Raw genomic sequence first — 24,689 nt, 5'->3', positions numbered from 1 at the left:
GCTTTATTGCAATTATTTTAACCAAACATCTTCATCTAATAAATAAGAGTTTTGCCCCTTCTCGTTTTTCCACCCTAACTCACTAACTTTTGGCATTTAAAAAAGCCTATGGCCATCCACAGACTTTGAATTTATCCTTATAAACTCTCTTGCTATATAGGTTGAATTAATTTTTAATACAATTACAATATACAGCATAGCCTCGAATACCGGCTTCTGGTTCCATGTTTATAGCATCCAGAAAAGCGTTTATATTTTTTCTGATTTCAGGAACAGTTTTATAAAAAACATTGTAAATGACCTTTTCTTTAAGCTACTTCCACAGTCCTTCAACGAGGTTTAAATCTGGGCTGTAGGGCGGTAAATACATCAACTGCAAACGATCTTCATTCTCTTTTAAAAAGGTTGAAGAAGCTTTGCATGGTGAATACGTGCATTAATCCAGAATCATAACAGTTTTACCGTTCCCGTTCCTTAACAACTGTAGTAAACCAACATTATTCGAGGCTGAATTTATTGTTAATAGCGTTATATACAAAACAAAAATTATATTCTTTATCAGCTGCTATTATTGAGGTATTAAAAAATGGTGGGATACTATTTATTGACGAATTTGATACTAATTTGCATCCCGAATTAACAGAGTATATTATCAGTTTATTTAATTCAATAAATAATAATAAAAATGCCCAACTTATTGCTATCACACATAATCCTTTGTTGATGGATAGCAAATATATACGCCGAGACCAAATATGGATTGTAGACAAAGATAACTATGGATCAAGTGACTTGTATAGAATTACAGATTTTAATGTAATGAAAAGTTATATGCTCGGTCAATTTGGTTCTGTTCCGGATATAGATAATGATGAGGTTTTATTATAATGAGGAACAGAAGAATTGGACGAATAGTGCGCGATACAATCTTAATCGTTTGTGGAAAGACAGAAACAGAAAAAAACTATTTTTTAAGCTTTAAAGAAAAAATCAGATTAACAACAGGTAAAATAAACATAAAAGTAATCAACAAAGGTGCCTCACCACTTGAAATCGTTCAGCTTGCAATTGATGAAAAAAGAGCATCAACTTGTAGAGCTTTTAAAAGACTGGATGTAATAATGCAGGCAAAGCAAAGCCGTGTAAGTAATTTTACACGGCTTTTTTAACTCCCCCTAATAATTCATTTCTGATAATCTCTTATATGTCTGGTACCTTTCTTTCGCATGCTTTTCGGCAACGTCGAACATCTCATTGGCAATATCCGGGAAAGTGCTCATAAGGGACGTATAGCGAATTTCTCCGTTTAAGAAATCCTTAAAGGAAGCTGCAGGCTCTTTGGAATCCAATATGAAAGGGTTCTTTCCTTCATCTTTTAGCATTGGGTTATACCTGTATAAATGCCAGTAGCCTGCTTCAACTGCCTTTTTCTCTTCTGCCATGCTGGTGCCCATGCCGGATTTTATTCCATGGTTTACGCAGGGCGAATAGGCAATTATAATGGACGGTCCCCTGTAGCTCTCAGCTTCGGTTATGGCCTTTATGGTCTGGTTCATGTTGGAACCCATGGCTATCTGGGCTACATATACATAGCCGTAGCTCATGGCCATCATTCCTAAGTCTTTCTTGCGGATTTTCTTTCCCGCTGCGGCAAATTTGGCAACTGCTGCCGTCTGGGTGGCTTTTGATGACTGGCCTCCTGTGTTTGAATACACTTCTGTATCCATTACCAGTATGTTTATGTCATCGCCTGAAGCCAATACATGGTCTAAGCCGCCGTAGCCGATATCGTAAGCCCAGCCGTCTCCGCCTATTATCCACTGGGACCTCTTTATAAGGTAATCCTTTTTGTCCAGTATTTCCTTTATTATATCGTTGCCGCTGTAATTATGTCTTTTTAATTCTTCCAGTATTTTTTCCGCTGCTGTTTTTGAGCCTTCGCCATCCTCCATGTTAACTATCCATTCATTGAAGGCTTCTTTTAGATGAGTGCTTATGGGAGACTCCATTGCCTTTCTCATGAGGAGGGCAAGCCTTTCCCGTATCTGCTTTACTCCAAGGTACATGCCGTATCCGAATTCCGCATTATCTTCAAAAAGTGAATTGGCCCAGGCCGGACCCTTTCCTTGGCTGTTGGTGGAATAGGGCACCGAAGGGGCACTGGCACCGTAAATTGATGAACATCCTGTGGCATTTGCTATCATCATCCGGTCGCCATAAAGCTGGGTTAGAAGCTTTATATAGGGTGTCTCGCCGCAGCCGGGGCAGGCTCCGTTAAATTCAAACAGGGGACGTAAAAATTGGCTGCCTTTCAGGGTGTTTTTATCCATCAGGCCAGGCTTTTCCTTCATGGTAAGGCCGTATTCCCAGTTACCACTTTCCATATTTATCTGTTCTTCTGCTTCTTTCATAACCAGAGCCTTGCCGGGTGCCGGGCATATATCGGCACAGTTGCCGCATCCTGTGCAATCCAGGGGGCTTATTTGTATTCTGTAGCCATAACTTTCAAGACCCTTACCAACTGCCTTTTTGGTTTTAAATCTTTGAGGAGCTTCTTTTTGTTCTTCCTCGTCCAGAAGATATGGCCTTATTACGGCATGGGGGCATACATAGGAGCATTGGTTGCACTGTATACATTTATCAATTTGCCATTCCGGCACCATGACTGCTATGCCCCGCTTTTCGTAAGCAGTTGTGCCGGTAGGGAAGGTGCCGTCTTCCATTCCCTCAAAGGCGGACACGGGAAGTTCATCTCCTTCCTGCCGCTCCATAGGCCTTTGAATGCGTGTCAGGAAATGGGACGCTTCGCTTTCAGAGGAGCGCCACGAATTTAAAGCAGGGACATCCCTTTCCTTGTCTTTCTCATCTTCCGCATTGGCCCAATCTAAAGGAACTTCAACCTTTATTAAGGCTTCAATTCCTTTATCCACGGCAGTTTTGTTCATTTCAACAATTTTATTTCCTTTTTTACCGTAGGTGTATTCTATAGAGTCCTTAAGATATGTTACCGCATCCTCCAATGGCACCACGTTGGCAAGCTTGAAAAATGCTGCCTGCATTATCATGTTTATCCTGCCGCCTAAGCCGATATCACCTGCAATTCCTATGGCGTCTATTATATAAAAGTTTATGCTGTTTTTTGCTATATACCTCTTCAGCTGTGCCGGCAGTTTTTTCTCCAATTCTTCAACAGGCCAGGGGCAGTTTAATACAAAGGTGCCGCCCGCTTTCAAGCCCTTTAAAATGTCGTACTGATAGATGAAGGCCTTGTTGTGGCAGGCTATATAGTCGGCATCATAAACCAGGTATGGAGATTTTATACGCTTGCTGCCAAACCTTAAATGGGATATGGTGGTGCCGCCGGATTTTTTGCTGTCGTAGGAAAAATAACCTTGAGCATAAAGGCCGGTGTTATCTCCTATTATCTTTATCGCCGATTTATTGGCACCGACAGTCCCGTCAGAGCCCAAGCCCCAGAATTTGCAGCTGATTGTGCCTTCAGGGGTGGTTCTTATTATATCCTCCTCTTCCAGGGATGTATTTGTGACATCGTCAACGATTCCTATGGTAAATCCATTTTTGGGATGAGGCTTTTCAAGGTTCTTAAATACGGCAAGTATCTGGGAAGGCCGTGTGTCTTTAGAGCCCAGGCCGTATCTTCCGCCTACGATTAAGGGTTTTTCTTTCATGTTATAAAACATGTTAACTACGTCAAGGTACAAGGGTTCTCCGGATGACCCCGGCTCCTTTGTCCTGTCCAGCACTGCTATTTTCTTAACTGATTTAGGCAGCACATTAAAAAAGTATTGAGAAGAGAAGGGGCGGTATAGATGAACATTTATAAGCCCTGTCTTTTCTCCCTTTGAATTTAAGTAATCCACTACTTCTGAAATTGTATCGCATACAGAGCCCATAGCTATAATTATGTTTTCAGCATCCTCGGCTCCGTAATAGTCAAAGGGGTGGTATTCCCTGCCCGTAAGCCTCTTTATCTCCTTCATGTACCCTTCCACTATGTCAGGCAGCGCTTCAAAATACCTGTTTGCTGCCTCCCTGCCCTGAAAATATATGTCCGGGTTCTGGGCTGTACCCCGGGCTACGGGGTGGTTGGGGTTTAATGCCCTTTCCCTGAACTCTTTTATAGCTTCGTAGTCGGCTAGCTTTGCCATATCCTCATGTTCTATGACCTCAATTTTTTGATATTCATGAGATGTTCTGAAGCCATCAAAGAAATGTATAAATGGGAGCCTTCCCTTTATGGCGGATAAATGAGCAACACAGCCTAAGTCCATAGCTTCCTGTACGTTTGATGATGCTAAAAGTGCCGCACCGGTCTGACGGCAGGCCATTACATCCTGATGATCGCCGAAAATGGACAGGGCATGAGCCGCCACCGCCCTTGCCGATACGTGGAGCACTGCAGGCAGGAGCTCTCCTACCATCTTATATATGTTTGGTATCATCAATAAAAGTCCCTGGGATGCCGTATACGTGGTTGTCAGTGCCCCGCCCTGCAACGATCCGTGCAGCGCTCCTGCCGCTCCTGCTTCCGACTGCATCTCCACAACTTTTACATTTTGTCCGAAAATGTTTTTCATTCCATGGGCAGACCATTCATCAACGCCTTCAGCCATGGGGGATGACGGGGTTATTGGATATATTGCGGCCACTTCGGTAAAAGCGTATGAGGCATGGGCTGCCGCCTGGTTTCCATCCATAGTCTTCATTTTTTTAGCCATTGTATTACCTCCGGGGTTATTTGTATGGGGACCCTTCTAGGTTGGGGATATACTTGCGTTGGGCTGTTGCATTTTAAACAACGTAAATGAATTGTGAGAGTTCTTTAAAAGTTCTTTGTGACGCTGCCAAAGATACACTTAGAATTTTAGATTGTTTGAGCGGAGTAAAGTTTAAAAATTCTTGTGTTTTCAAGGCAGGGAGCCTTAGAACCTGCGGAACTCGAACATAGCAATGCAGTGTTAAAATGCAACAGACCTCTTCCTTAAATGTGTACCATTACTTAAAAAGTGCCCCTGTCTTATGTTATTATTTGTCTTTATAGAATTAAAATTCATATAAGTTATGTCTACAGATTTTATATATGTGTTATATGAGCTAGACTATGGCAGAAACACAACTTTAGTTGTGTCTCCCCTTCCTATTTACTTGATATTTTGCGCTTATTGTGATAGATTAGATATTGAACTCTAAATAAGTATATATTTGGTATTTCTGTCTTGAATAGACTTTAACATGACTTTCATCACTCCAAAATTTGCCCAAATTAACTCATATGACAAATATCCGGGGAAAGAAGAGATACTATGGAAAAAAACAAGTTATTTTACAGTAGTGGACAAGTAAAACGTCATATGATTTTTGCAGGCAGATTATTATTATTGCTTACGGTTATAGCTGCTTTGATAGTCAGCAGCGTGCAAAATTATCTGTTCTTTCATACCGTAGTTGAATTTTTTTGCATAGTAATGGGTTCCAGCTTGTTTTTCATCTCCATGAATGCTCACAGAATTTCAGAAAACAGAAGTTTTGATTTTCTCGGCATGGCCTATGGATTTATAATTATATTTAACGTGCTTCATACCCTTGCTTATGTGGGAATAGGAACTTTCTCCGATGATACTTATAATATGTCGGTGCAGTTTAGGATTGTTTCTGCTTATTTTGAAAGTATATCTTTTTTAGTCTTCTCCACATTGCCCCATAAAAAAGATAATATACAAAAAATCTCATATGGTTTTTCAGTTCTTTCGGTGCTCTTTATTTTCATCATACGGATTTTAAGAGTGTTTCCCGATTGCTATATAAGCGGTGTTGGACAAACACCCTTTAAAATAACAAGTGAAATCATCGTTTTATTTATGTTCTGTCTGTCACTGTACAGGATTATTAAGAACAAAAATAAATTTCAGTATAAAGTGTTTACATTGTTAACCCGATCCGTTGCATTGATGATTATAACGGAAATTCTTTTTACATCCTATGCAACCCCTCAGAGCCCTGTAAATGCGGCAGGCCACATATTTAAGCTTTTTGCCTACATTTTTATATACAGGGTGATGGTAGAAACCAGCTTGAAATCGCCTTATGTACTTTTAAAAAGGATGAATTCCGAGCTTAAAAGTGCTATTGCTCAACAGAAGACGGCAGAAAATGAATTGGGTATTCAGAGGGCATATTTCCAGCAGCTTTTTGAAAGCTCCCCCGAAGGAATCGTAATTTTAGACAGCAAGGATAAAATTATGAAGATAAACAAAGGCTTTGAAGGCATATTTCAATTTAGCTCGGAAGAAATTGTCGGAAAATACTTAAATGATGTAATAGTACCCTCCTATTTGCATAGTGAGGCTACGAATTATAGTTCAGAGGTATTAGACGGAAATGTGGTTCAGCACGAAGCTGTAAGGATAAGAAAGGACGGCAGCTTTGTAAATGTTCATATACTTGGCTATCCCGTTGTAATCGAAGACAACCTTGAAGGTATTTTCGGCATTTACAGGGATATTACAGAACAGAAGAAGGCAGAGGAAAAGATTTTTTATTTGAGTTTTCACGACAAGCTTACAGGGCTTTTCAATAGAGCATTTTTTGAAGAGGAATTGAAGCGTTTGGACACAGACAGGCAGCTCCCCATAAGTCTTATAATGGGAGATGTAAACAACTTAAAAATGGCTAATGATTCTTTCAGCCACTTAGAGGGTGACAGGCTTCTTGTGAGCATAGCCAATATTTTAAAGGAGTGCTGCCGCAACGAGGATATAATCGCGAGATGGGGCGGAGATGAATTTGTACTTTTACTGCCCCAGACAGGCGGGGATCAGGCTCAAAGGATTTGCCAGCGTATAGTTGCTGCCTGTCGTGAATGTCGTGAAGGACATATACAGCCAAGTATTGCTTTAGGCATGGCCACAAAGACAAACAGCGAACAAAATATAGAAAAAATCTTAGGGGAGGCTGAGCAGATGATGTACAAAAACAAGCTCACAGACCACAGCCGCAATTACCGCATCTCCATTGCATCCCCTGAAAGCCCCATTACCGATGCAATGGATAATGCAGTTACTTAATTTATAAAAAGATTTTGCAATTTTTTAATAATCGGTGTAATTGTGGGAAGAATATAAGTAAATCTTAATAGATTTGCTAGTTAATGTTTTAGGAGGTTACCAAATGAAAGGTACAGTAAAATGGTTCAACAATGAAAAAGGCTACGGTTTCATCACCGCAGACGACGGAAAGGATGTTTTTGCACATTATTCCGGTATATCCGGCGAAGGATATAAATCCCTCGAAGAAGGCCAGCAGGTAGAATTCGACATAACCCAGGGAAACAAGGGTGACCAGGCAATCAACATAAGAAGAGTTTGATTTTTCTCTGGTTCATAGAATCTATATAAAATTGCGGCTAAAAAAACGTGGTGTCCGTGGAAGGACACATACGTTGGGGACACAACTTTAGTTGTGTCCCCTTTAATTAAGCTGTGTCTTCAATACAGACTGCGCCCCAAGCAAAAAGAGAGTATTGGCTTTACCCTACTCTCCTTTAAGTTATTCCTTTTCTTAAGTATTCACGCTGCTTGTTTAATATGTATTGTTCTATTATATACCTTACTTTTTTAGGTATTTTAGTAAATTGTATGCCTGTCTGATATAAGCCGTGTCTTTCTTCAGAAATCTCGCACCTTACCACCTTGCCTTCTATAACCTCGCGCTCTATGCCAGGTATGTTTATCAATATACTGACATTCGAATTGACGATAAATAATTGGTTGGATGCCAATTTTATCCCTCCGCCGCTTATATCAACAGTTTCAAAATTCTTGATGATTTTTTCGGAGTTTTCCTCTCCAGCCGGATGAAATCTTATAACTACAGAAACCATTGCATTCAGCCTGTAATAATTTCTCCTCTGAATTTTATATATTTCGGAAACTCTTTTTAATTTTATTAAAATGCTTTCATTGGATTTTTGCCTTCCCATAACTTCCGCTTCAAATGTGTATATCGAAAACTTCAGATTATATATTACGCGTACGATGTCAGAGACAGAGAGCAAAGAATAAGTCCTTCTGCCAACAGGAGCAGTTATTATATATGTCGTATCGTCTATCACTTCTTCTATTTTACTGTAATATAAAGCTCTCTCACCATTCTCAGCCACTTCAATTTCGATTTTTTGCCCGCTCCTTAAATTATTATGGATCTTCATTTTCTTCACTTCCTTTGTATAACAGTACAAGTTTATGTTATCAGTTTAATCAGCTTTATAATTTATATATTTATCAACGAGACATTTTATTAAATAACATTTTAACATAATTTATAAATTACAAAAAGTATTTTCCAATAATTTAACACTATATAAATAATCATTATTTTTTAATATTCATTAAAATATATGTTGATTTTAGTACGTATTTATCATATGATTTTTACAAAGCATAACCTTTTAGGTGGATATATTACATTATTATTAAGGAGGTACAATTATGACCAAACTCAGAGAGGTTTATAAATGTAATGTCTGTGGTAATATGAATGAAATGGTACATGCAGGAGCAGGCACAATGGTTTGCTGTGGAAAAGATATGGAGCTTTTGAATGAAAACACTGTTGATGCCAGCCTGGAAAAGCATGTTCCCGTCATTGAGAAAGTTGATGGCGGAGTATTAGTTAAAGTTGGAAGCATCGAGCATCCCATGGAAGAAATACATCACATTGAATGGATAGAGCTTCATACCGAAAATTATGTTTACAGAAAATTTCTGAAGGTAGGCGAAAAACCCGAAGCTTTGTTCAATCCCACAGAAGAACCCTTATATGCAAGAGAATACTGCAATCTTCACGGTTTGTGGAAAGGTTAAGACTGGGTATACCCAGTCTTAACCTTTCCTTCGTTCTGGGGCCGGTTCATTGCTGCATTGTAATGAACCGGATCCAAGCGTTATTTAGGGTTTAAAATATATACTATAGGGTCTTTGAATATCTTGTTTACTACTCTTTTGATATCCTCTTTTGTCACCCTTTCAATTTTTTCAAGCATGTTCCGGTATTCCATGGGATCGTTGTATGTAAGTTCTCCGTCTAAAAGATAATCAATCATATCCGCGGGCGTTTCTTCTGCTATGACAACATCCGTTATGAATATATCCTTTAAAAGCTTTAGGCTTTTTTCATCTATAAGGCTGTCATCATTTTTAAATTTCTCCAGTACTTCATCGATAATTTTCAAGGTACTTTTAAGGTTCTCCCCGGATATTCCGGCATATATATAAAACAGCCTTATGTTTTCCATGTAATCCATATCGCTGTATATGCTGTAGGCCAGGCCTTTTTTCTCTCTCAATTCCTTAAACAGAATGGAATTTGCCCCTGCACCCAGCTTTTTGTTTATAATGGACAATGCAGCATCTTCTTCACGGGTTAAGCCATTTATATCAAATCCGTAAATTACATGAGTCTGCCCCAGCCCTTTTTTATAGCCTTTAACATTTTTATTTTTAACCATGGGGCTTTGTCTTAAATTTAGCTGAGCTTTTTCACCCTGCCACATACCAAAGTACTTTTCCATTAAAGATACTATCTCTTGATGTGTAAAGGAGCTCACTATGCAAACAACCGCGTTCCGGGGTATGTAGTAGGCTTTGTAAAACTCCTCCAAGTCCTTCACTTTTATGGATTTCACGCTATTTGTTGTACCGGCAATATTGAATTTGTGCCATTCATCGGGAAAAGCAGCTTTATATAACCCAAGGTAGGCTACATCCTCGGCATCGTCTTTTGCCATTTTTATTTCTTCTATGATAACCTTTTTTTCAAGCGTCAATTCTTTATTTGGAAAGGTGGCATTTTGAAGCATATCCGACACCAGCTCCAGGCAGTCTTGTGCCCTGTCCTTCAGTATGCTGACCGTCATTACGGTATCTATATATGTTGTATATATATCCAAATCTCCCGCCAGTTTTTCCACATCGTCATTTAATTGCTCTACGGTTCTTTTGGCCGTACCCTTAAAAAGCATATGTTCAATCAAATGTGATATTCCGTTATTTTGCCGTCCCTCATACAGCGACCCTGCCTTTATTCCAACTCCCATGGAAAATACTTCGCTGTCCCTCTCAATAGTTATTACCCTCAAGCCATTCTGCAATACTGTCCTGTCAATTTTCATTTTCCTCATATTCTACTCCGCCAATCTTTTTATCCTCTATCTATAATATCATTATTATCCACTTTTTCAACTCTAAACACAGTCTGGTGATGGCAAAGAGCTTATCGTCCGGAAAACCTTCCTGATTTTAACGGCCGCGCTCTGCCGCCCTGGCTCCGCTTATCGCTTCTTTGCCATCACCAGCCTTAATACTTTTTAATCTGCTTAATTTTCGCGTATACTTTATGTATAGCAAAAGGAACATGGAGTGTATATTATACGTCATATATGGTATGATATTAAAAACCCTAATGGAGGGATGGAAATGAAGAAAATTTTGATAGTAATGTTTGCCTTTTTGATGATATTAACATCCTGTACGGTTAATGGAGGGCCGGCAAAGAACCCGCCGGATACAGATTCCTCTGGGACAAAGGAGGAGCCGACACCGACGGTAAAGGCTTATGACGTTTATGATTTATTTCCGGAAGTGCTTAATAAGCATATGGTTTACAATGGAGAAGGAAATGAATTTGCAGAGCATGAAACCTATGTGGATTTTGTGAGAGGTAATGTTGTGCAAATACGGGATATAAATCCCGGAACAACTATGGCAAAGGTTTATGAGATAGGTGACGGGATTGTAAGGTTGGTATTTTCACAGGGTGAATCCTATGAAGTTAAGGATTATACAGCCTCAAGAAATAAGGATGAAGTTATACTTAAAGAGCCTATAGCTGTTGGTACCGAATGGACTGTAAATGACGGCGCCACAAGAAAAATAACGGCAGTGGATATGGATGTAACTGTTCCTGCCGGAAGCTATAAATGCGTGGAAATCACAACGGATAACAAAGACTCCATAGACAAAAGTTATTATGCCCCCGGTATCGGCCTTGTAAAAACAGAATTTACCTCCAAAGAAGGCAACTATCTTGTTACAAGTGAACTGGAAAAAATCGAATAAAATAAAGCTCCTCTTGTGAATCACATGAGGAGCTTTTTAACTTTAAGCTTCTTTATCAACATTGCTTAAATCTATTTCAGCCTTTAAACAGCGGCCTAATATTTTAATTTCTTTGATGTGCTTTGTCTGAGTTTTTAATTCTCCCTGGTTTGATAACAAAAGAACTTTTTCTCCATCCAGTTTTTTAAGCATTCTGACGGCTTTTTTACCCTCATTTTCAATATAATAAATCCCGCTGGTGGGAGCTTCCTGGTTTAGAAGGGTCATAAGCCAGTCGCCTTTTTTTATTCTAAATCCGGATAAAGAGTTATCTCCCATAACTATGTATACAAGCTTTTCGGGATTGTAGCCCTCCACCTTTTTATCTATTATAGGCAGATGCTTAAAGGATACTACCGTTTTCATTTCTATATCGTATACAGGCACATCTTTTATAATATTTAAAAAGGCTGACTGCCATTCCGGGGCTATTACTTTTTTCTCCGGGATACTTTTCTCTCTTATAGCCGCCGCGGGCGCAGCTGTGTCAACCCTATCCTCGCTTTCATCCCAATAAAGGGGTTCATCAATGCCGGCGCCTAAAATACCGGTAAGCTTTTTTAATAAGGCATCGCTGACTACCTTTTTCCCGGATTCAATGTCAGTAATATATGTTTCAGACACACCGCACTGCTTTGCCAGCTGTTTTACCGTCATGCCCTTTTTCGTCCTAGCCTGCTTTACGCTTTCACCGATTCTGCTCATCAGTATCACTCACTCCTGTTTGTTTCTCTTCTGATTAATTTAAACCATTTACTATTATATCATAAAATTTGCATAGCAAATTTTATGTGGCAATGATTCCCAAGGAATCATTATATCATGAAAATTATTTCATAATTTTCATATCGTAATAAATCCCTCGGGATTTATTATATCATAAGTTTTACTATGTAAAATTCATGGCTAATGATTTCAAATGGCAAATCCATTTGAAATCATTATACATTATACGCTTGGTATTATTAAGATTTTTTTAAGAAATGCGAAGCTATAATTATTAGTAAAAAAATGCAAAATATATTAGAATATAGATGAAAGAAAAAAATTGGATTTTTTATCAGACTTTTTAAAAGTTTTTTCGTCTAATATTATGTCGAGGTGTTTAAATGAAAATCAATGCAGATCTTTTTAGCTTTATCGAAGATAATTCCTTGCTTGAACTTATAGAGCGCAATCCTGACTTAAAGAAGTATATAGATGATGAAATATCCCGTTTAGAGGATGAAGGCATCATACATAACTGTAGCTGTCCTATGAGAAAAGCTAAGGGCTGTAGCGGCTGCAGTTCAGGTAAAAATGCCGGCTGCAGTTCAGGCTGCAGCCACAGCAATTCATCCAATCCGGCTTATTTGACTGCCTTATTGTCATCCATTTTTAATTTTTATATACCTGATGATATAAAAAACGCCATAAATTTAGGGGTAACTACGTATATAGAGTAGGACAACGTTAATATTATAGTATTGATAACGTATTTTTAACAATTTACTTATATAATTTCTTGTATAAGATACTTTTATGATTTGCAGCAAAAGTTTTACATTAATTTAATGAGGTGATTTAAAATGCCAAAGGTTCTTATACTTTCCGCGTCAACAGGCGGGGGACACAATTCCGCGGCAAACGCCATAAAGGAAGAGCTTGTTGCCTTAGGATGCGAGGTTTCTGTCGTTGACGCCATTGAGTCTGCAAGCCCCATACTTAATAAAATAGTCTCGGAAGGCTATGAAAAATCCGCAAAATACGTTCCTGTTACCTATAAAGCATTTTATAAAATATCATCGGGTAAATCCAGAAAGGAAGACCTGGATGTTTTGGTAAGGAGGATTATAGGGCGAAAAATCCTGCATCTTGTCAATGATTTTAAACCCGATGCCATCATAGGCACCCATCCTTTTCCCATGATGGCTCTAACCAGGTATAAAGAACAAGGTACAATAAATGTGCCTGTGGTATCCATAATTACCGATTACACCGCCCACACCTGCTATATCCAGAACAGCGTGGACGCTTATATAGTAGGTGATGTGGATGTATCATATATACTTAAAAATTCCGGGATTGCTCCTGAAAAAATCCATCCCTTCGGTATCCCCATAAACAGCAGCTTTTTAAATACCGAAAGGGTAAATACCGTAAAGAAAAACCTGGACCTCGACGATAAATTTACCGTCCTTGTAATGGGCGGAAGCTTCGGTGCGGGCAGTATAAAAGAGTCCCTCATGGAGCTTTTAAGCAGCCGCTATGATTTTCAGATAATAGTGGTAACGGGAAGGGATGTAAAGCTTAAGGCAAAATTAGATGAGCTGGTTGAAATTATGCGCCCTAAAAAGACTGTAAGAATATTGGGCTTCACCAAGGATGTACCCGAACTTATGACAATATCAAATGTGCTGATTACCAAGCCGGGCGGTTTAACCACTACCGAAGCCATTATAAAGGGGATACCCATGGTCATTCCATATTATATACCCGGGCAGGAAGCCGAAAATGTGGACTTTCTGCTAAATAACGGACTGGCACTTAAAACTTTTAAAAACTATCCTTTGGTTACAATTATAGAAATATTGATGGATAATCCCGAGCGTTTAAATGAAATAAAAGAGAGAATGCTTAAAAGAAGCAAGGCGGATTCTTCATTAAAAACGGCAAAGCTCACTTTAGATCTTATCGAAAGTTTCAGTAATAAGGGCCAAGTGTCTGACCTATAAGTCAGGCACTTTTTTATTGATTAAGGTTCTTAGGAAAAGTATAATTAATTAAAGACAAAAATGAAAAGGGTGTTTGAATTGGATTACAGACTAAGTGAAAACCTTTATGACAGGCTGGCCAAAAAGAAAAATGCTCTTATACAGAAGTTCTCCAAAGGAGATCTTTCAAAAAGGGAATTTCTCATAGAAAACTTTGAGCTTATTCAAAACATGAATATAAAACCTTTTACCAGAATAGACTGCTTTGAAAAAGGCTATTACAATTACCAGTATTATAATACCCTTGCCAAATACTACAGAATGGAAGCTGATTATGAGAAAAACAATATGAAGCATCCTGAAATATACAAGGAGTATATCGATAAGTCCAACTTTTTTTACGGCAAAAAGGATAAAACAGTCCTTAAGGTGCTGGAATTAGTAGACTTTAAAAAGGTAGATGCTTATTATATCAAGGTTAATTCCACTTATCTCAAAAACCGTCTCATTGAAATAGTCATGAGGGATTATGATAATGTCATTTTCCACACCCGTTCCCCCTATATTGCCGAAAGATTGATTTCCGAAGGCATTTTGTACGACGAAGTAAGAAGGTCCGTAATTGATTCTTATATTAATCAAACGTATTAAGAAGGGCTGCTGCATTTAAAATAACGTAAATGAGCATTGTGAGAGTTCTCTCTAAAGCTCTTGGTGACTCTGCCAAAGATATTACTTAGAATTTTAGATTGTTTGAACGAATGAAGTTTAAAAATTCTTGTATTTTAAAGGCAGGGAACCTTAGAACTTGCGGAACTCGAACACAGCAATGCAGTGTTTTAAATGCAGCAGCCCAAGGTTAAATCCCTTGAATTGTCTCTTTACACGTTTATAATCTTGACATACGACCGGGACACAACTAAAGTTGTGTCCCGGTTTATAAGTTAAGGAGAGAGTATAGATGAACAAACACTATTTTTATATTTTATTTTTCCAGTTCTTTATATGCCCAGGACCACATGCTTGCATGTCTTGCTTCATCTTCTGCTGAGATTTTGAAGAATGCTGCCAATTCGTCCTGCCCTTCTGACAACGCAAGGGAGAACCCTTCTGTCTTCATCTTATGAGCACCTTTTTCCGCTTCAATCATTTTGGCCACGAATTCCTTAAGATCTTCCTTGGTCTTTCCGATTTCACCGCTTCTGTAAAGGTAATTTGCTCCATGGTATGCTTCTTCCATTGCTATGGTCCTGAAAGTTTCTGCTACATTTGCATATCCCAATTTATCGGCCAAAAGGGCTGCTGCTAAGTAATGTGTTACTTCCCAGGTTTCACCTTCAATCTGGGCGTTTACATAGTCTTTTAAGGATTTACCCTCTTCACCTGTAATTTCAGCAAATTTTGATCCGGGTACTCCGCATACCGGACATTTATCAGGGGCAGCTGCTCCTGTATGAACATAACCACAAACTCCGCATTTCCACTTTTTCATAATTATACCTCCAAATATATTTTCTTTATTAATAATAATTATCCGTTCGATGTTTTTATTTTAATAGATAGTGAATAAAAAATCAATACCTTTTTTAAAAAATTTCATTAAAATTTAAAAATTAATTTCTACATCCTTCCACTTACCTTCATCCATTACAAACTGGCGGAAGGGTATATCCGCTCCGTTAGTGATTCTAATAAAGGTGAACCTGTACTGCTTTCCGTCCTTGCCCTTTGCAATTATGTTGCTGAAATATCCGTCATTTTCCATATTAAGGACTTTGTCAACTATATTAAGCTTATCTCCATAGATAAATTTAACGATAGAATTGGCATCATGATGCCACCCGTGATATGCATGGGATAAGAAATCCTCAGGGATAAGCTCTATGGAATGTATCCTCCAGCCGTTATTGCCGTCTTGATTAAGCGTTATATAACCGTAATAATAGGCAAAATAGGTTTTGCCCAATGTGTCGGAGCCTTCTATTGTCTCAATCTCCACAAAATACCGCGGGCTTATGCTGTTTTCTGATTTTACCGAAGGGCCTTCGGCCATTTTTAAAAGATTGATATGACCTATACTTTCAAAGGATTTAAGGAAGCTTTCATAAGTCATGGCTTTCTTTTTATCCTCGGACAAAAGCTTATAGGCTTCGGGATAAGGTGCGGTGCCGTATCCTATGCTTCCCATGCCTCCTTTTTTGCTTCCCATATTGGCTGCATCGCTTATAATATCAAAATATGCCCTGACTACATCATTGGATGCCTGAAATACTTTAGGCAGCTCAGCCCCTTCCTTGTTAAAAAAATACTTTTTATCCATTACTTTTTCCTTTGACGGCCGAAAGAATCTCTGTATGTAATCATCTTCCTTTTTACTGTCGGCCCCATCAAAAACTTCAAGCCCGAATAATCCTTCCTTGATTATTGTACCGCCCATTACACTTTTTATATTATTTCCTGTAATTTCTCTCACGTATCTTATTATGGAAATATTTAAAAATATTAACATTACTGATATGAGTACTGCTATAGGAACCCTGGAATTAATTTTTTTCATGGCTCATCCTCCAAAATTATTTCTATAAAATAATACAAGCCGCAGGCTTTAAATATTCGTTTATTTGAAATAAAAAAAGACCGGTCATCGGTCTTTGGTTGGTAAATTCTTAAGTTGTCTCAATATTGATTGATTTTATATATATGTTTATCTCGGAAATATTAAAGGCAGTCATATATTCAATATCATTTTTGACGCTTTCTTTAACCCTTGCGGCTATTTGTGGAAGTATTGTTCCGTAGTCTATAGATATGTCCATGGAAATGATAAGCTCATCATTGGTATTTTCAACAGTTACTTTAAGTACTTTGTGAACACCGGGAATTTTCATAGCTCCACAGGATACCATGGATTTTATCACACTGTTTGCTATGGTGTATTTGCCAAGATAGCTGAAGGTAGGCCGAACAACAGTCTTTTCCATATCGTCGGATGTTTCCCTGTCTTTTTTGGTTAAGCCTTTTATGGAATCTATAAAATATCCGGAAAAATCCTTTTTTATGGCAAAGGTAGGCACGGGAATGACATGCTTTCCCTGCTCTTTTCTTATTCTGGTCGCAATATCAATTTCCCTCTGGGTTGCTATATCTTCTATATATATTTTTTGGGTTATTTCAGGAAGTCCCAGTTTTTGTGCAATTCTCTCCACCATGCTGTCCGAGGTTCCTAATATAAGGACTTTTTCAGGGCTGTATTCCAAAAGAGCCTTTTTCATGATTTCCATGTGTTCCTTATCATTAAACACAGCTCTTTTAACAGCGCCTAATTTTGTGCTTTCTTTTTTTGCCGATTTGCCGGCTATAACCTTGTTGCCGTTTATCAAAAGGCCGTCATCGATTATATATTCAATATTGTATTCTTTGGATACTTGCTGTGCCCTGTGGCTTTTTCCGCTTCCGCTTCTTCCTATGAGTCCGTAAACCTTCAAAGCGCTTACCTCCGACCTGACGAAAAGGACTCCTCAACCGGAGTCCTTCTTTTATTAATTTAAAAACATTACTCTTCTTCTACTATTTCTTCAGGGTCCTTATTAATGTAATCAAGCAATTTAGGTTCATTTACTCTGTATGTGAGAGTAAGAAGGCTGTCTAACAGATGTACGTTCTCAACTATTACACCTCTGGGTACATCAAGGTCAGTAGGGGCAAAGTTCCAAATGGCAGTGATGCCGTTTTTAACCATTACATCGGCTACTTTCTGAGCCTGAACACGGGGAGTACATATTATACCTATGTCTACTTTGTTGTCATGAAGATAATTTCTGAGATTATCTATGTCAAATATCTCTATATCCCTTATACTGAGTCCAATAAGCTTCGGATTTATGTCAAATAAAGCCTTAACCCTGAACCCCTCTTTCTCAAAATTTGAATAACCGGCAATTGCCTGACCTAAATTTCCGGCACCGGCTATAACCATGTTGTAGTTTGCATGGAGCCCCAAAATATTGCTTATTTCATTGTAAAGGTCCTTAACATTATAACCATATCCCTGCTGGCCAAAGTCTCCGAAATTATTAAGGTCCTGCCTTATTTGAGATGCTGTGAAACCTATTCTGTCGCTTAATTCCTTAGATGATATTCTGTCCACATCGTTTCTTATAAGTTCAAGTAAATATCTGTGATACTTGGGGAGCCTCCTGACTACTGCCATGGATATTTGTCTTTTATCGCCCAATTTCATCCACCTCCTATATATTAAGGATTATTTACATATCATGAAATCCTCATAGAAAATTTCATGAGGAAATGAATCTCCGATTCATTCATCATAAATATTATACACTAATAATTATTATACACTACAATACAAAAATTTCGACCTCTTTAGTATTAATTTATCATTTTTTAAGAATAATTTTAAATATTTATTTTACATTTATTATTTGATAGAATTATTATACATGTTAAAAGAGCCTTAGAAAAGCTAAATTTTTGTTATAATATCTATCGGAGGTGATATTTTTGATTGTCCTCTCTTGTAATAATATCTGCAAAGCTTATGGTACAAATACCATACTGGAAAATATCTCCTTCAGTATGCAGGAAGGAGATAAAATAGGACTTGTAGGCGTAAACGGCGCCGGAAAATCAACATTGTTTAAAATAATAATCGGTGAAATTATTGCCGATTCAGGCGATAAATATACCGCTAAAGATATATCTCTTGGATATCTCCCTCAGAACATGTCCCTTGATTCCTCAAGGACGGTCATTGAGGAAGTTTTAACTGTGTATGATGATTTAGTCAAGATGGAAGCCCGTCTAAGAGAGCTTGAAATTATGATAGCCGACGAAAAGAACATGGCAGACACTGAATATCATGAAAGGCTTATGACGGAATACTCAAACCTTCAGGATGAATTCACCCGCCGTGACGGCTATGGTTACGGAAGCTTCTCCAAAGGTGTGCTTATAGGGCTGGGCTTTACAGCCGAGGATTTTGATAAAGGGATAAATATTTTAAGCGGAGGTCAAAAAACCAGAGTTGCCTTAGGAAAGCTTCTGCTTACAAAACCGGATATTCTCTTGCTTGATGAACCTACAAACCATTTGGATTTAGATGCGGTGGAATGGCTGGAGGATTTTTTAAAGGCTTACAGAGGGTGCCTTTTTATTATTTCCCACGACAGGTTCTTTCTTGATATTGTGACCAACAAAACCTATGAGCTTGGCAACAACAGGCTGGATGAATACAACGGCAATTATTCATATTATGTGCGGGAAAGAGAAGTAAGAAAAGAGAACCTCTACAAGCAGTATAATCTTCAGCAAAAGGAAATTGCAAGACAGGAAGCTATAATTGAACGCTTCAGGTCCTACAACAGGGAAAAAAGCATCAAGCAGGCTGAAAGCCGTGAAAAGGCATTGGAGAAAATCGAGCGCATTGACCGGCCGGATAACGATCCCGAAGCAGCAAAAATGAGCTTTGAGGTAAGGATAAAAAGCGGCAATGACGTATTGGATGCCGAAAATCTCTCCAAATCCTTCGGAACAAGAACCCTTTTTAATAATTTAGACCTTTATCTTAAAAAGGGTGAAAGGGTGGCGCTAATCGGCCCTAACGGAACGGGAAAGACTACGCTGTTTAAGATGATTATGGGAGCTTTAAATCCCGATTCCGGCCATATTAACTTAGGGCGCAACGTTAAGATAGGATATTACGATCAGGAACAGTCGGATTTGGATGTAAATAAAACAGTTATTGATGAGGTATGGGATACATATCCAGACCTGACACAAACAAAGCTTCGCACAATTTTAGGCGCCTTTCTCTTCCCGGGAGAGGATGCTTTTAAGAGCATAAGCACGCTTAGCGGAGGAGAAAAAAGCCGTGTGGCTTTAGTTAAGCTCATGCTGTCCCAGGCAAATTTTCTTCTGCTGGATGAACCTACAAATCATCTTGATATAATATCGAAGGAAGCCTTGGAGAATGCTCTTTTAAATTATGACGGAACCATACTCACAATTTCTCATGACAGGTATTTTTTAAACAAGGTGGTAAACCGCATTGTTTATCTTGAAGGCTTGGCAGGCACGACGGAATACCCTGGAAACTACTCATATTATCTTGAGAAAAAAGGCAGGCCCACCAGGTTTATTGAGCAGCCCCAAATTTTGCCCGGCATGACCAAGACCGCCATGAAGGAAGAAAAACGCAAATTAAAGGAGCAGGCTCAAAGGGAGAAAAAAGAGAAAGAAATCATAAAGTCCATTGAAGAGGATATCTCTTCTTGCGAAGCTCGCATTGCCGAGCTCCACGAGTTCCTCTGTCTGGATACCATTTACTCGGATCCGGTGAAGTGCCAGGAGATTAACGATGAACTTAAAAATTTAGAATCTAAGCTCTCTTCCCTATACGAGCAGTGGGAAACTTTAGTTTAACAATGCGATTGATAGTAAACCTTCAGAACGCTGCATGTCCTAGTGTCTGTAAAACTCGGCCAGGACATAAGTCATAACTCGCTATCGCTCAAACAATGACTTATGTTGCCTGTCCTTCGTTAACAGGCACACGGACATTCCGCTATCTCTTTTGGCTTACTATCACATCTACTAGTCTTCGTTACTAATAGACTATGCAAAATTACCTCGTTAACAGCCTCTGCAGTCACTGCGCAATGTTTTGTTCATCATATCTGCTGGTACATTAGTTTGTACTTAATCCCCTAAGTTTGATAAGCTTATTTTTTCTAAGCAGTCTAGGTTGCATCATGTGCCGGTGGATTATAAAGGGGGAGTTTGACGACCATTTGGGTGCCGTAGCCGGGGATGCTGTAAGCGTTGATAGTGCCGAAATAGCCGGCGATTATGTTGTGGGCGATAGATAGGCCAAGACCGGTGCCTCTCTTGGTTTTAGTAGTGAAAAAAGGCGTGAATATTTTTTCCAAGACTTCATCGCTCATGCCTATGCCGTCGTCCTCTATAACAAAGCATACGTTGTCGTCCTCATCCCAGCTTTTTACTGTTATTTTGCCTGTGGTTTCAATAGCATCGAAGGCGTTTATGAGAAGATTGGTTATTACATCCCTGATTTCACAGCAGTTGCAGTATACATACCCGCTGGCCTTTAATTCGGTGTATATCGAAACCTTTTTACCTGCAGTCAATTCTTCTTCCTTCCACTGGGGATGAACCATGTAAATGCTCTTTAATATCAAATCGTTTATATCACAGGGTTCTTTTTCTCCAGCCGCCTCTTTTCTAGTGAATTCATTTACCCTTTTGACAATCATAGCCCCGTCCCTGGCACTTTGTTCTATCATTTGGGCATATATTTTTAAATTGGGATCATCCAGCTTTTTAATAAGCATCTGTGAAAATCCCAGGATAGGAGTCAGCACATTGTTAAACTCATGGGCGATACCGCCGGTCAATACGTTTAAGGCATTCATTTTTTCCACATGAAGAAGGCTGTCATAAATGGAAAAAAATTCAGCGCGTATTTTAAGAACGGCTGCTGCCCTGTTGCAGCAATCCTTCATGAAATCTATGCGGTCTTCAAAGGCAAAATTTTTCTTTGTTGAGGCAATATATACTATCCCTGTCAGTTTATCTTCCAGCCACATGGGCACAGTAACGGAATATACAATTTTATATTTCTTCCTCATGGCATTTAATTCATATTGACTTCCACCGTTCTCATCTAAAAGATAGCATTTACCCTGTGAAAATACTTTGTCCAATTCTATAGAAACCTTATCCTTGTTGCGAATCAATATATCCATGTAATCCCGGGGAACATTGTAGTATGTTATAAGGTCCTCGTCCAGCTTAAGGCTGCTGTTTTTGAACAAATGCATGAAACCCATTTCGCCTTTGAAGGCGGTTATGAATTGCCTTAAAAGCATAGTATATATCTCATCTGACTTTCCAATGGGTGCCGGATAAAATAAAATGTTGCTTAATAATTCAAACATTATTGCCGAGTTTTCATCATTGAAGTCCATGACATATTCCCCTTGTAAATTTTTATAATTATGGTAATATTCTTCAAAAATTTACTATTTCCTCCATAATTAAATAAAAAAATTTATAAAAATAAAAATTTTTATGTTTATAAATTTACAAATTGCCGTAAAATGGCTTTTTAGTGCTATTCGGCTATTATTGCTCTAATATTTAGCTTATCCTGTATTTCTTCAAAGTTATGGCCTGTAAGGTCATAGCCACTCAAATCAAATGGAGCGGCCGGGAGAATTATTAAATCATACTCTTCTTTGGAAGCTGATAGTTTATCAATTATGTCATCCACCGTTAGAAGCCCTGCGCACATTATAGTGCCGCCGAAGTACTTATTATCCACAGCCAAAATATTAATATGACCGTCACCGAACATGGACATATTCTTTATGCCTGATTCAATAGCCTTATAGGCCAGGCGGGACGTTATAATAACGGGTTTTTTAGCATTGCATCTTTTTATGGATTTATCAATGCTTCTTATGGTATCGGGGTGAAGGTCGTAATAAAATACTGCGCCTGCCGATGCGTCACCTTCCTTTATTATTGTAGCTTTAAATTCACAATTTTTTCTTTTTATGGTTACTTTGGGATTTTGATCTTTATATATGCGGTTATAGGCATCCACTCTGGACTGAGGCTTATAGTCATTTACTTTTAATACTATGTCCCCTTTTTCCATGCCACAGATTTGGGCAGGGGAATTTCTAATAACACCGGCTATGGCAGGAGTAAGATTATTTATTTCCGGGGGTTCCACAAGTATAGGTACCCTGTACTTTTCATGGACCCTGTCTGCTATAATATTTAAGCGTTCTCTTATTTCAAAGAAATCCGCATCATACTCACTAAACTTTGAAAAGCCGGGAACATATACCCTTACAGTCTGTGCTCCGCTTTCGCTTAAAAAGGAAACAGTCTCTTCTATATCCTCATAGCCCGCTATGTCAGGCATTGCTACCAGGCTGCCGTTAAAAGCTACACCTGCATCACTTAAATGCTTTGGTGCTATGACAGCATTTTCATGGTGCTTTCCTTTAAAAAGAAGTTCTCTGCCGATTTTTGTTGAGCTGTTTAAAGATAAATTGATTTCTATAGGCTCAAATTCCTTTAATTTTCTTATTTTTTCTTTTGTCAGCTGGTTACCGCTTGTAGTTATTACTATGGGGGTGTTTTTGAATTTATTTCTTATATAGTAAAGTATATCTAATAAATCCTCCCTTAAGAAAGGTTCTCCCTCTATTATTCTGCTGGCTGATTCACCTATTACGATCCTTTTATTCTTATCTAAAAACTCACATAAATCCTTAATTTGGTTTGACGACAAATTTGGCATACAAAATGTAACAATATCCGCAGGATTATTCTTATGACTGCAGAATATACACCCGGTGATGCATTTGGAGGTTACAGGCAAGATATTAGTATTATCAATGGTTTTAAGTATATAATCATAAGGTGCGGTTTTCATTTTTTACCTCTTTTTAATGCATATGCATAATTTCTCAGTATACTTTGGTACACATAAAATATGTCGTAAATAAATTTTTTTTGTTATGTTAATGCAGTCCATCCACATTATCCACACAGTTATCCACAGATATCCACACTAGAACTTTCTAATTTTATGACTATTTTCACACTATCCACAATTGAGTTTTTAACAACCATTCTTTAAAATTTACTCATAATCTGTTTACATAATACAAAATTATAGATTATACACTAATTGCATATACAAAATATGCCTTACCGCTGACCCAGCCTTAATGAAGGGTTTGCGTTAAGACTCATATCCGATTCCCTTCCGTTTACATATTCGTAATATGCTGCCGAAGCGATCATAGCTGCATTATCGGTGCACAATATGGGAGGTGGAAAAAATATTTGTATATCGTGTATCTTAGCCTTCTCCATGAATTTTTCTCTCAGTCTTGAATTTGACGCAACTCCGCCGGCAATTCCAATTATTTTGCTTTTTTTCAAAATGGCGGCATTTATTGTCTTATCCACAAGAACGTCCACCACCGCCTCTTGAAAGGCTGCGGCAACATCCTCAACTATTATCTTTGTGCCTACCATATTAAGCTTATTTATATAATTTAAAACAGAGGTCTTTAATCCGCTGAAGCTGAAATCAAGGCTTTTATCAAGGTTTATTCTGGGGAAGTTAACGGCATCCTTGTTGCCCTGAAGCGCCAGTTTATCAATTACCGGACCTCCCGGATAGCCCAGTCCCAATGCCCTGGCAATTTTATCATAGGCTTCTCCTGCAGCGTCATCTCTGGTTCTTCCCATTATTTCAAATTTTCCGTAATCTTCGATGTAAACTATATTGGTATGGCCTCCTGACACCACCAGACACACAAAAGGAGGCTCCAGCTCTTTATGTGCCAGAAAATTAGCACATATATGGCCCTCTATGTGGTTTACGCCTACAAATTTTTTCTTTGCAGCAAAGCTTAGTGCCTTTGCCGTCGAAAGCCCTACCAAAAGGGCTCCTACCAGTCCAGGCCCGTAAGTCGCTCCTATAATATCCACATCATTAAGGGTCACTCCCGCTTTATCCAAGGCTTCCTGTATAACCACATTTATAAGCTCCACATGTTTCCTTGACGCTACCTCCGGCACTACTCCTCCGAACTTTTTATGCAGCTCTATCTGTGTCGATATTATATTTGAAAGGAGCTCTCTGCCGCCCTTAACAACTGCCGCCGAGGTCTCGTCGCAGCTTGACTCTATCCCCAATACAACATAATCTTTCCTCTCCATTTTAGTTCTCTCCTTACCCCTCTGTTTTCAT

General features: G+C 38.6%; 21 protein-coding genes and 1 pseudogene. 10 read left to right on the top strand and 12 right to left on the bottom strand.

The features are described from left to right. Positions 1–166: 166 nt before the first annotated feature. Positions 167–487, bottom strand: a pseudogene (locus OXPF_RS21905) (transposase); the annotation flags it as partial. Between the two features lie 29 nt (positions 488–516). Here OXPF_RS21905 and OXPF_RS15310 point away from each other — a divergent pair. Beyond that, complete coding sequence (locus OXPF_RS15310; protein WP_054876090.1) at positions 517–888, top strand: AAA family ATPase; 372 nt, start codon at positions 517–519, stop codon at positions 886–888. Further along, entirely contained in the window at positions 888–1,169 is a 282-nt protein-coding gene (locus tag OXPF_RS15305) for an RloB domain-containing protein (RefSeq protein ID WP_054876089.1), read from the top strand. The genes OXPF_RS15310 and OXPF_RS15305 overlap by 1 nt, the downstream gene beginning before the upstream one ends. Positions 1,170–1,175: 6 nt before the next feature. On the opposite strand, the gene nifJ is transcribed toward OXPF_RS15305, so the two are convergent. Then, positions 1,176–4,739, bottom strand: coding sequence for a pyruvate:ferredoxin (flavodoxin) oxidoreductase (gene nifJ / locus OXPF_RS15300; RefSeq protein ID WP_054876088.1), 3,564 nt, complete (start codon positions 4,737–4,739; stop codon positions 1,176–1,178). A 585-nt stretch (positions 4,740–5,324) separates the two neighbouring features. Here nifJ and OXPF_RS15295 point away from each other — a divergent pair. Together OXPF_RS15295 and OXPF_RS15290 are read left to right on the top strand one after the other, a co-directional pair. After that, positions 5,325–7,085 carry a sensor domain-containing diguanylate cyclase gene (locus OXPF_RS15295; protein ID WP_054876087.1) on the top strand — a complete coding sequence of 587 codons (1,761 nt, stop codon included), beginning with the start codon at positions 5,325–5,327 and terminating at the stop codon, positions 7,083–7,085. A 103-nt stretch (positions 7,086–7,188) separates the two neighbouring features. Continuing rightward, the gene (locus tag OXPF_RS15290; protein ID WP_054876086.1) at positions 7,189–7,386 is read left to right on the top strand and encodes a cold shock domain-containing protein; all 198 of its coding nucleotides are present in this window, start codon (positions 7,189–7,191) and stop codon (positions 7,384–7,386) included. A gap of 175 nt (positions 7,387–7,561) precedes the next feature. Here the strand turns inward: OXPF_RS15290 and OXPF_RS15285 are convergent, their stop codons facing one another. Next, positions 7,562–8,227: a flagellar brake protein gene (locus OXPF_RS15285; protein ID WP_054876085.1), complete on the bottom strand. Its 666-nt coding sequence runs from the start codon at positions 8,225–8,227 to the stop codon at positions 7,562–7,564. Positions 8,228–8,507: 280 nt separating this feature from the next. On the opposite strand from OXPF_RS15285, the gene OXPF_RS15280 reads away from it, so the two are divergent. Continuing rightward, positions 8,508–8,882 carry a desulfoferrodoxin gene (locus tag OXPF_RS15280; RefSeq protein ID WP_054876084.1) on the top strand — a complete coding sequence of 125 codons (375 nt, stop codon included), beginning with the start codon at positions 8,508–8,510 and terminating at the stop codon, positions 8,880–8,882. Between the two features lie 80 nt (positions 8,883–8,962). Here OXPF_RS15280 and OXPF_RS15275 read toward each other — a convergent pair whose 3' ends face one another. After that, positions 8,963–10,198 carry a M16 family metallopeptidase gene (locus OXPF_RS15275; protein ID WP_054876083.1) on the bottom strand — a complete coding sequence of 412 codons (1,236 nt, stop codon included), beginning with the start codon at positions 10,196–10,198 and terminating at the stop codon, positions 8,963–8,965. A 295-nt stretch (positions 10,199–10,493) separates the two neighbouring features. Here OXPF_RS15275 and OXPF_RS15270 point away from each other — a divergent pair, with 295 nt between their 5' ends. Beyond that, positions 10,494–11,135 (top strand): TapB family protein, encoded by a 642-nt coding sequence (locus tag OXPF_RS15270; protein ID WP_054876082.1) that lies wholly within the window; start codon positions 10,494–10,496, stop codon positions 11,133–11,135. 42 nt (positions 11,136–11,177) lie between these two features. Here OXPF_RS15270 and OXPF_RS15265 read toward each other — a convergent pair whose 3' ends face one another. Continuing rightward, the gene (locus OXPF_RS15265) at positions 11,178–11,879 is read right to left on the bottom strand and encodes a helix-turn-helix domain-containing protein (protein WP_054876081.1); all 702 of its coding nucleotides are present in this window, start codon (positions 11,877–11,879) and stop codon (positions 11,178–11,180) included. Positions 11,880–12,283: 404 nt separating this feature from the next. Between OXPF_RS15265 and OXPF_RS15260 the strand changes: the two genes are divergently transcribed. The 3 genes from OXPF_RS15260 to OXPF_RS15250 all read left to right on the top strand — a co-directional run bounded on the left by OXPF_RS15260 (position 12,284) and on the right by OXPF_RS15250 (position 14,518). Next, positions 12,284–12,619, top strand: coding sequence for a hypothetical protein (locus tag OXPF_RS15260; protein ID WP_054876080.1), 336 nt, complete (start codon positions 12,284–12,286; stop codon positions 12,617–12,619). Positions 12,620–12,742: 123 nt separating this feature from the next. Next, on the top strand, positions 12,743–13,888 hold the full coding sequence (locus tag OXPF_RS15255; RefSeq protein ID WP_054876079.1) for an MGDG synthase family glycosyltransferase: 1,146 nt from the start codon (positions 12,743–12,745) through the stop codon (positions 13,886–13,888). 78 nt (positions 13,889–13,966) lie between these two features. Then, a complete protein-coding gene (locus tag OXPF_RS15250) occupies positions 13,967–14,518 on the top strand; it encodes a DUF6648 family protein (RefSeq protein WP_054876078.1) in 552 nt (183 codons plus the stop codon). Between the two features lie 334 nt (positions 14,519–14,852). Here the strand turns inward: OXPF_RS15250 and OXPF_RS15245 are convergent, their stop codons facing one another. The 4 genes from OXPF_RS15245 to OXPF_RS15230 form a co-directional block, all read right to left on the bottom strand. After that, a complete protein-coding gene (locus tag OXPF_RS15245; RefSeq protein WP_054876077.1) occupies positions 14,853–15,359 on the bottom strand; it encodes a rubredoxin-like domain-containing protein in 507 nt (168 codons plus the stop codon). A 114-nt stretch (positions 15,360–15,473) separates the two neighbouring features. Then, a complete protein-coding gene (locus tag OXPF_RS15240; RefSeq protein ID WP_054876076.1) occupies positions 15,474–16,424 on the bottom strand; it encodes a hypothetical protein in 951 nt (316 codons plus the stop codon). A gap of 109 nt (positions 16,425–16,533) precedes the next feature. Continuing rightward, positions 16,534–17,352: an Asp23/Gls24 family envelope stress response protein gene (locus OXPF_RS15235; protein WP_054876075.1), complete on the bottom strand. Its 819-nt coding sequence runs from the start codon at positions 17,350–17,352 to the stop codon at positions 16,534–16,536. Positions 17,353–17,420: 68 nt separating this feature from the next. Further along, entirely contained in the window at positions 17,421–18,101 is a 681-nt protein-coding gene (locus tag OXPF_RS15230) for a redox-sensing transcriptional repressor Rex (RefSeq protein ID WP_152967779.1), read from the bottom strand. A gap of 287 nt (positions 18,102–18,388) precedes the next feature. On the opposite strand from OXPF_RS15230, the gene OXPF_RS15225 reads away from it, so the two are divergent. After that, positions 18,389–20,308 carry an ABC transporter ATP-binding protein gene (locus OXPF_RS15225; protein ID WP_054876073.1) on the top strand — a complete coding sequence of 640 codons (1,920 nt, stop codon included), beginning with the start codon at positions 18,389–18,391 and terminating at the stop codon, positions 20,306–20,308. Between the two features lie 317 nt (positions 20,309–20,625). Here the strand turns inward: OXPF_RS15225 and OXPF_RS15220 are convergent, their stop codons facing one another. The 3 genes from OXPF_RS15220 to tsaD form a co-directional block, all read right to left on the bottom strand. Further along, positions 20,626–21,873, bottom strand: coding sequence for a sensor histidine kinase (locus OXPF_RS15220; protein ID WP_054876072.1), 1,248 nt, complete (start codon positions 21,871–21,873; stop codon positions 20,626–20,628). A gap of 146 nt (positions 21,874–22,019) precedes the next feature. After that, positions 22,020–23,357 (bottom strand): DUF512 domain-containing protein, encoded by a 1,338-nt coding sequence (locus OXPF_RS15215; RefSeq protein WP_054876071.1) that lies wholly within the window; start codon positions 23,355–23,357, stop codon positions 22,020–22,022. Between the two features lie 278 nt (positions 23,358–23,635). Further along, positions 23,636–24,658 carry a tRNA (adenosine(37)-N6)-threonylcarbamoyltransferase complex transferase subunit TsaD gene (gene tsaD / locus OXPF_RS15210; protein WP_054876070.1) on the bottom strand — a complete coding sequence of 341 codons (1,023 nt, stop codon included), beginning with the start codon at positions 24,656–24,658 and terminating at the stop codon, positions 23,636–23,638. Positions 24,659–24,689 lie beyond the last annotated feature (31 nt).

It is taken from the genome of Oxobacter pfennigii (genome assembly GCF_001317355.1).
In the GTDB taxonomy this organism is placed as follows: Bacteria; Bacillota; Clostridia; order Clostridiales; family Oxobacteraceae; genus Oxobacter; species Oxobacter pfennigii.
Note: the sequence above shows the minus strand (reverse complement) of the source record. Positions and strands in the feature narration are given on the sequence as shown.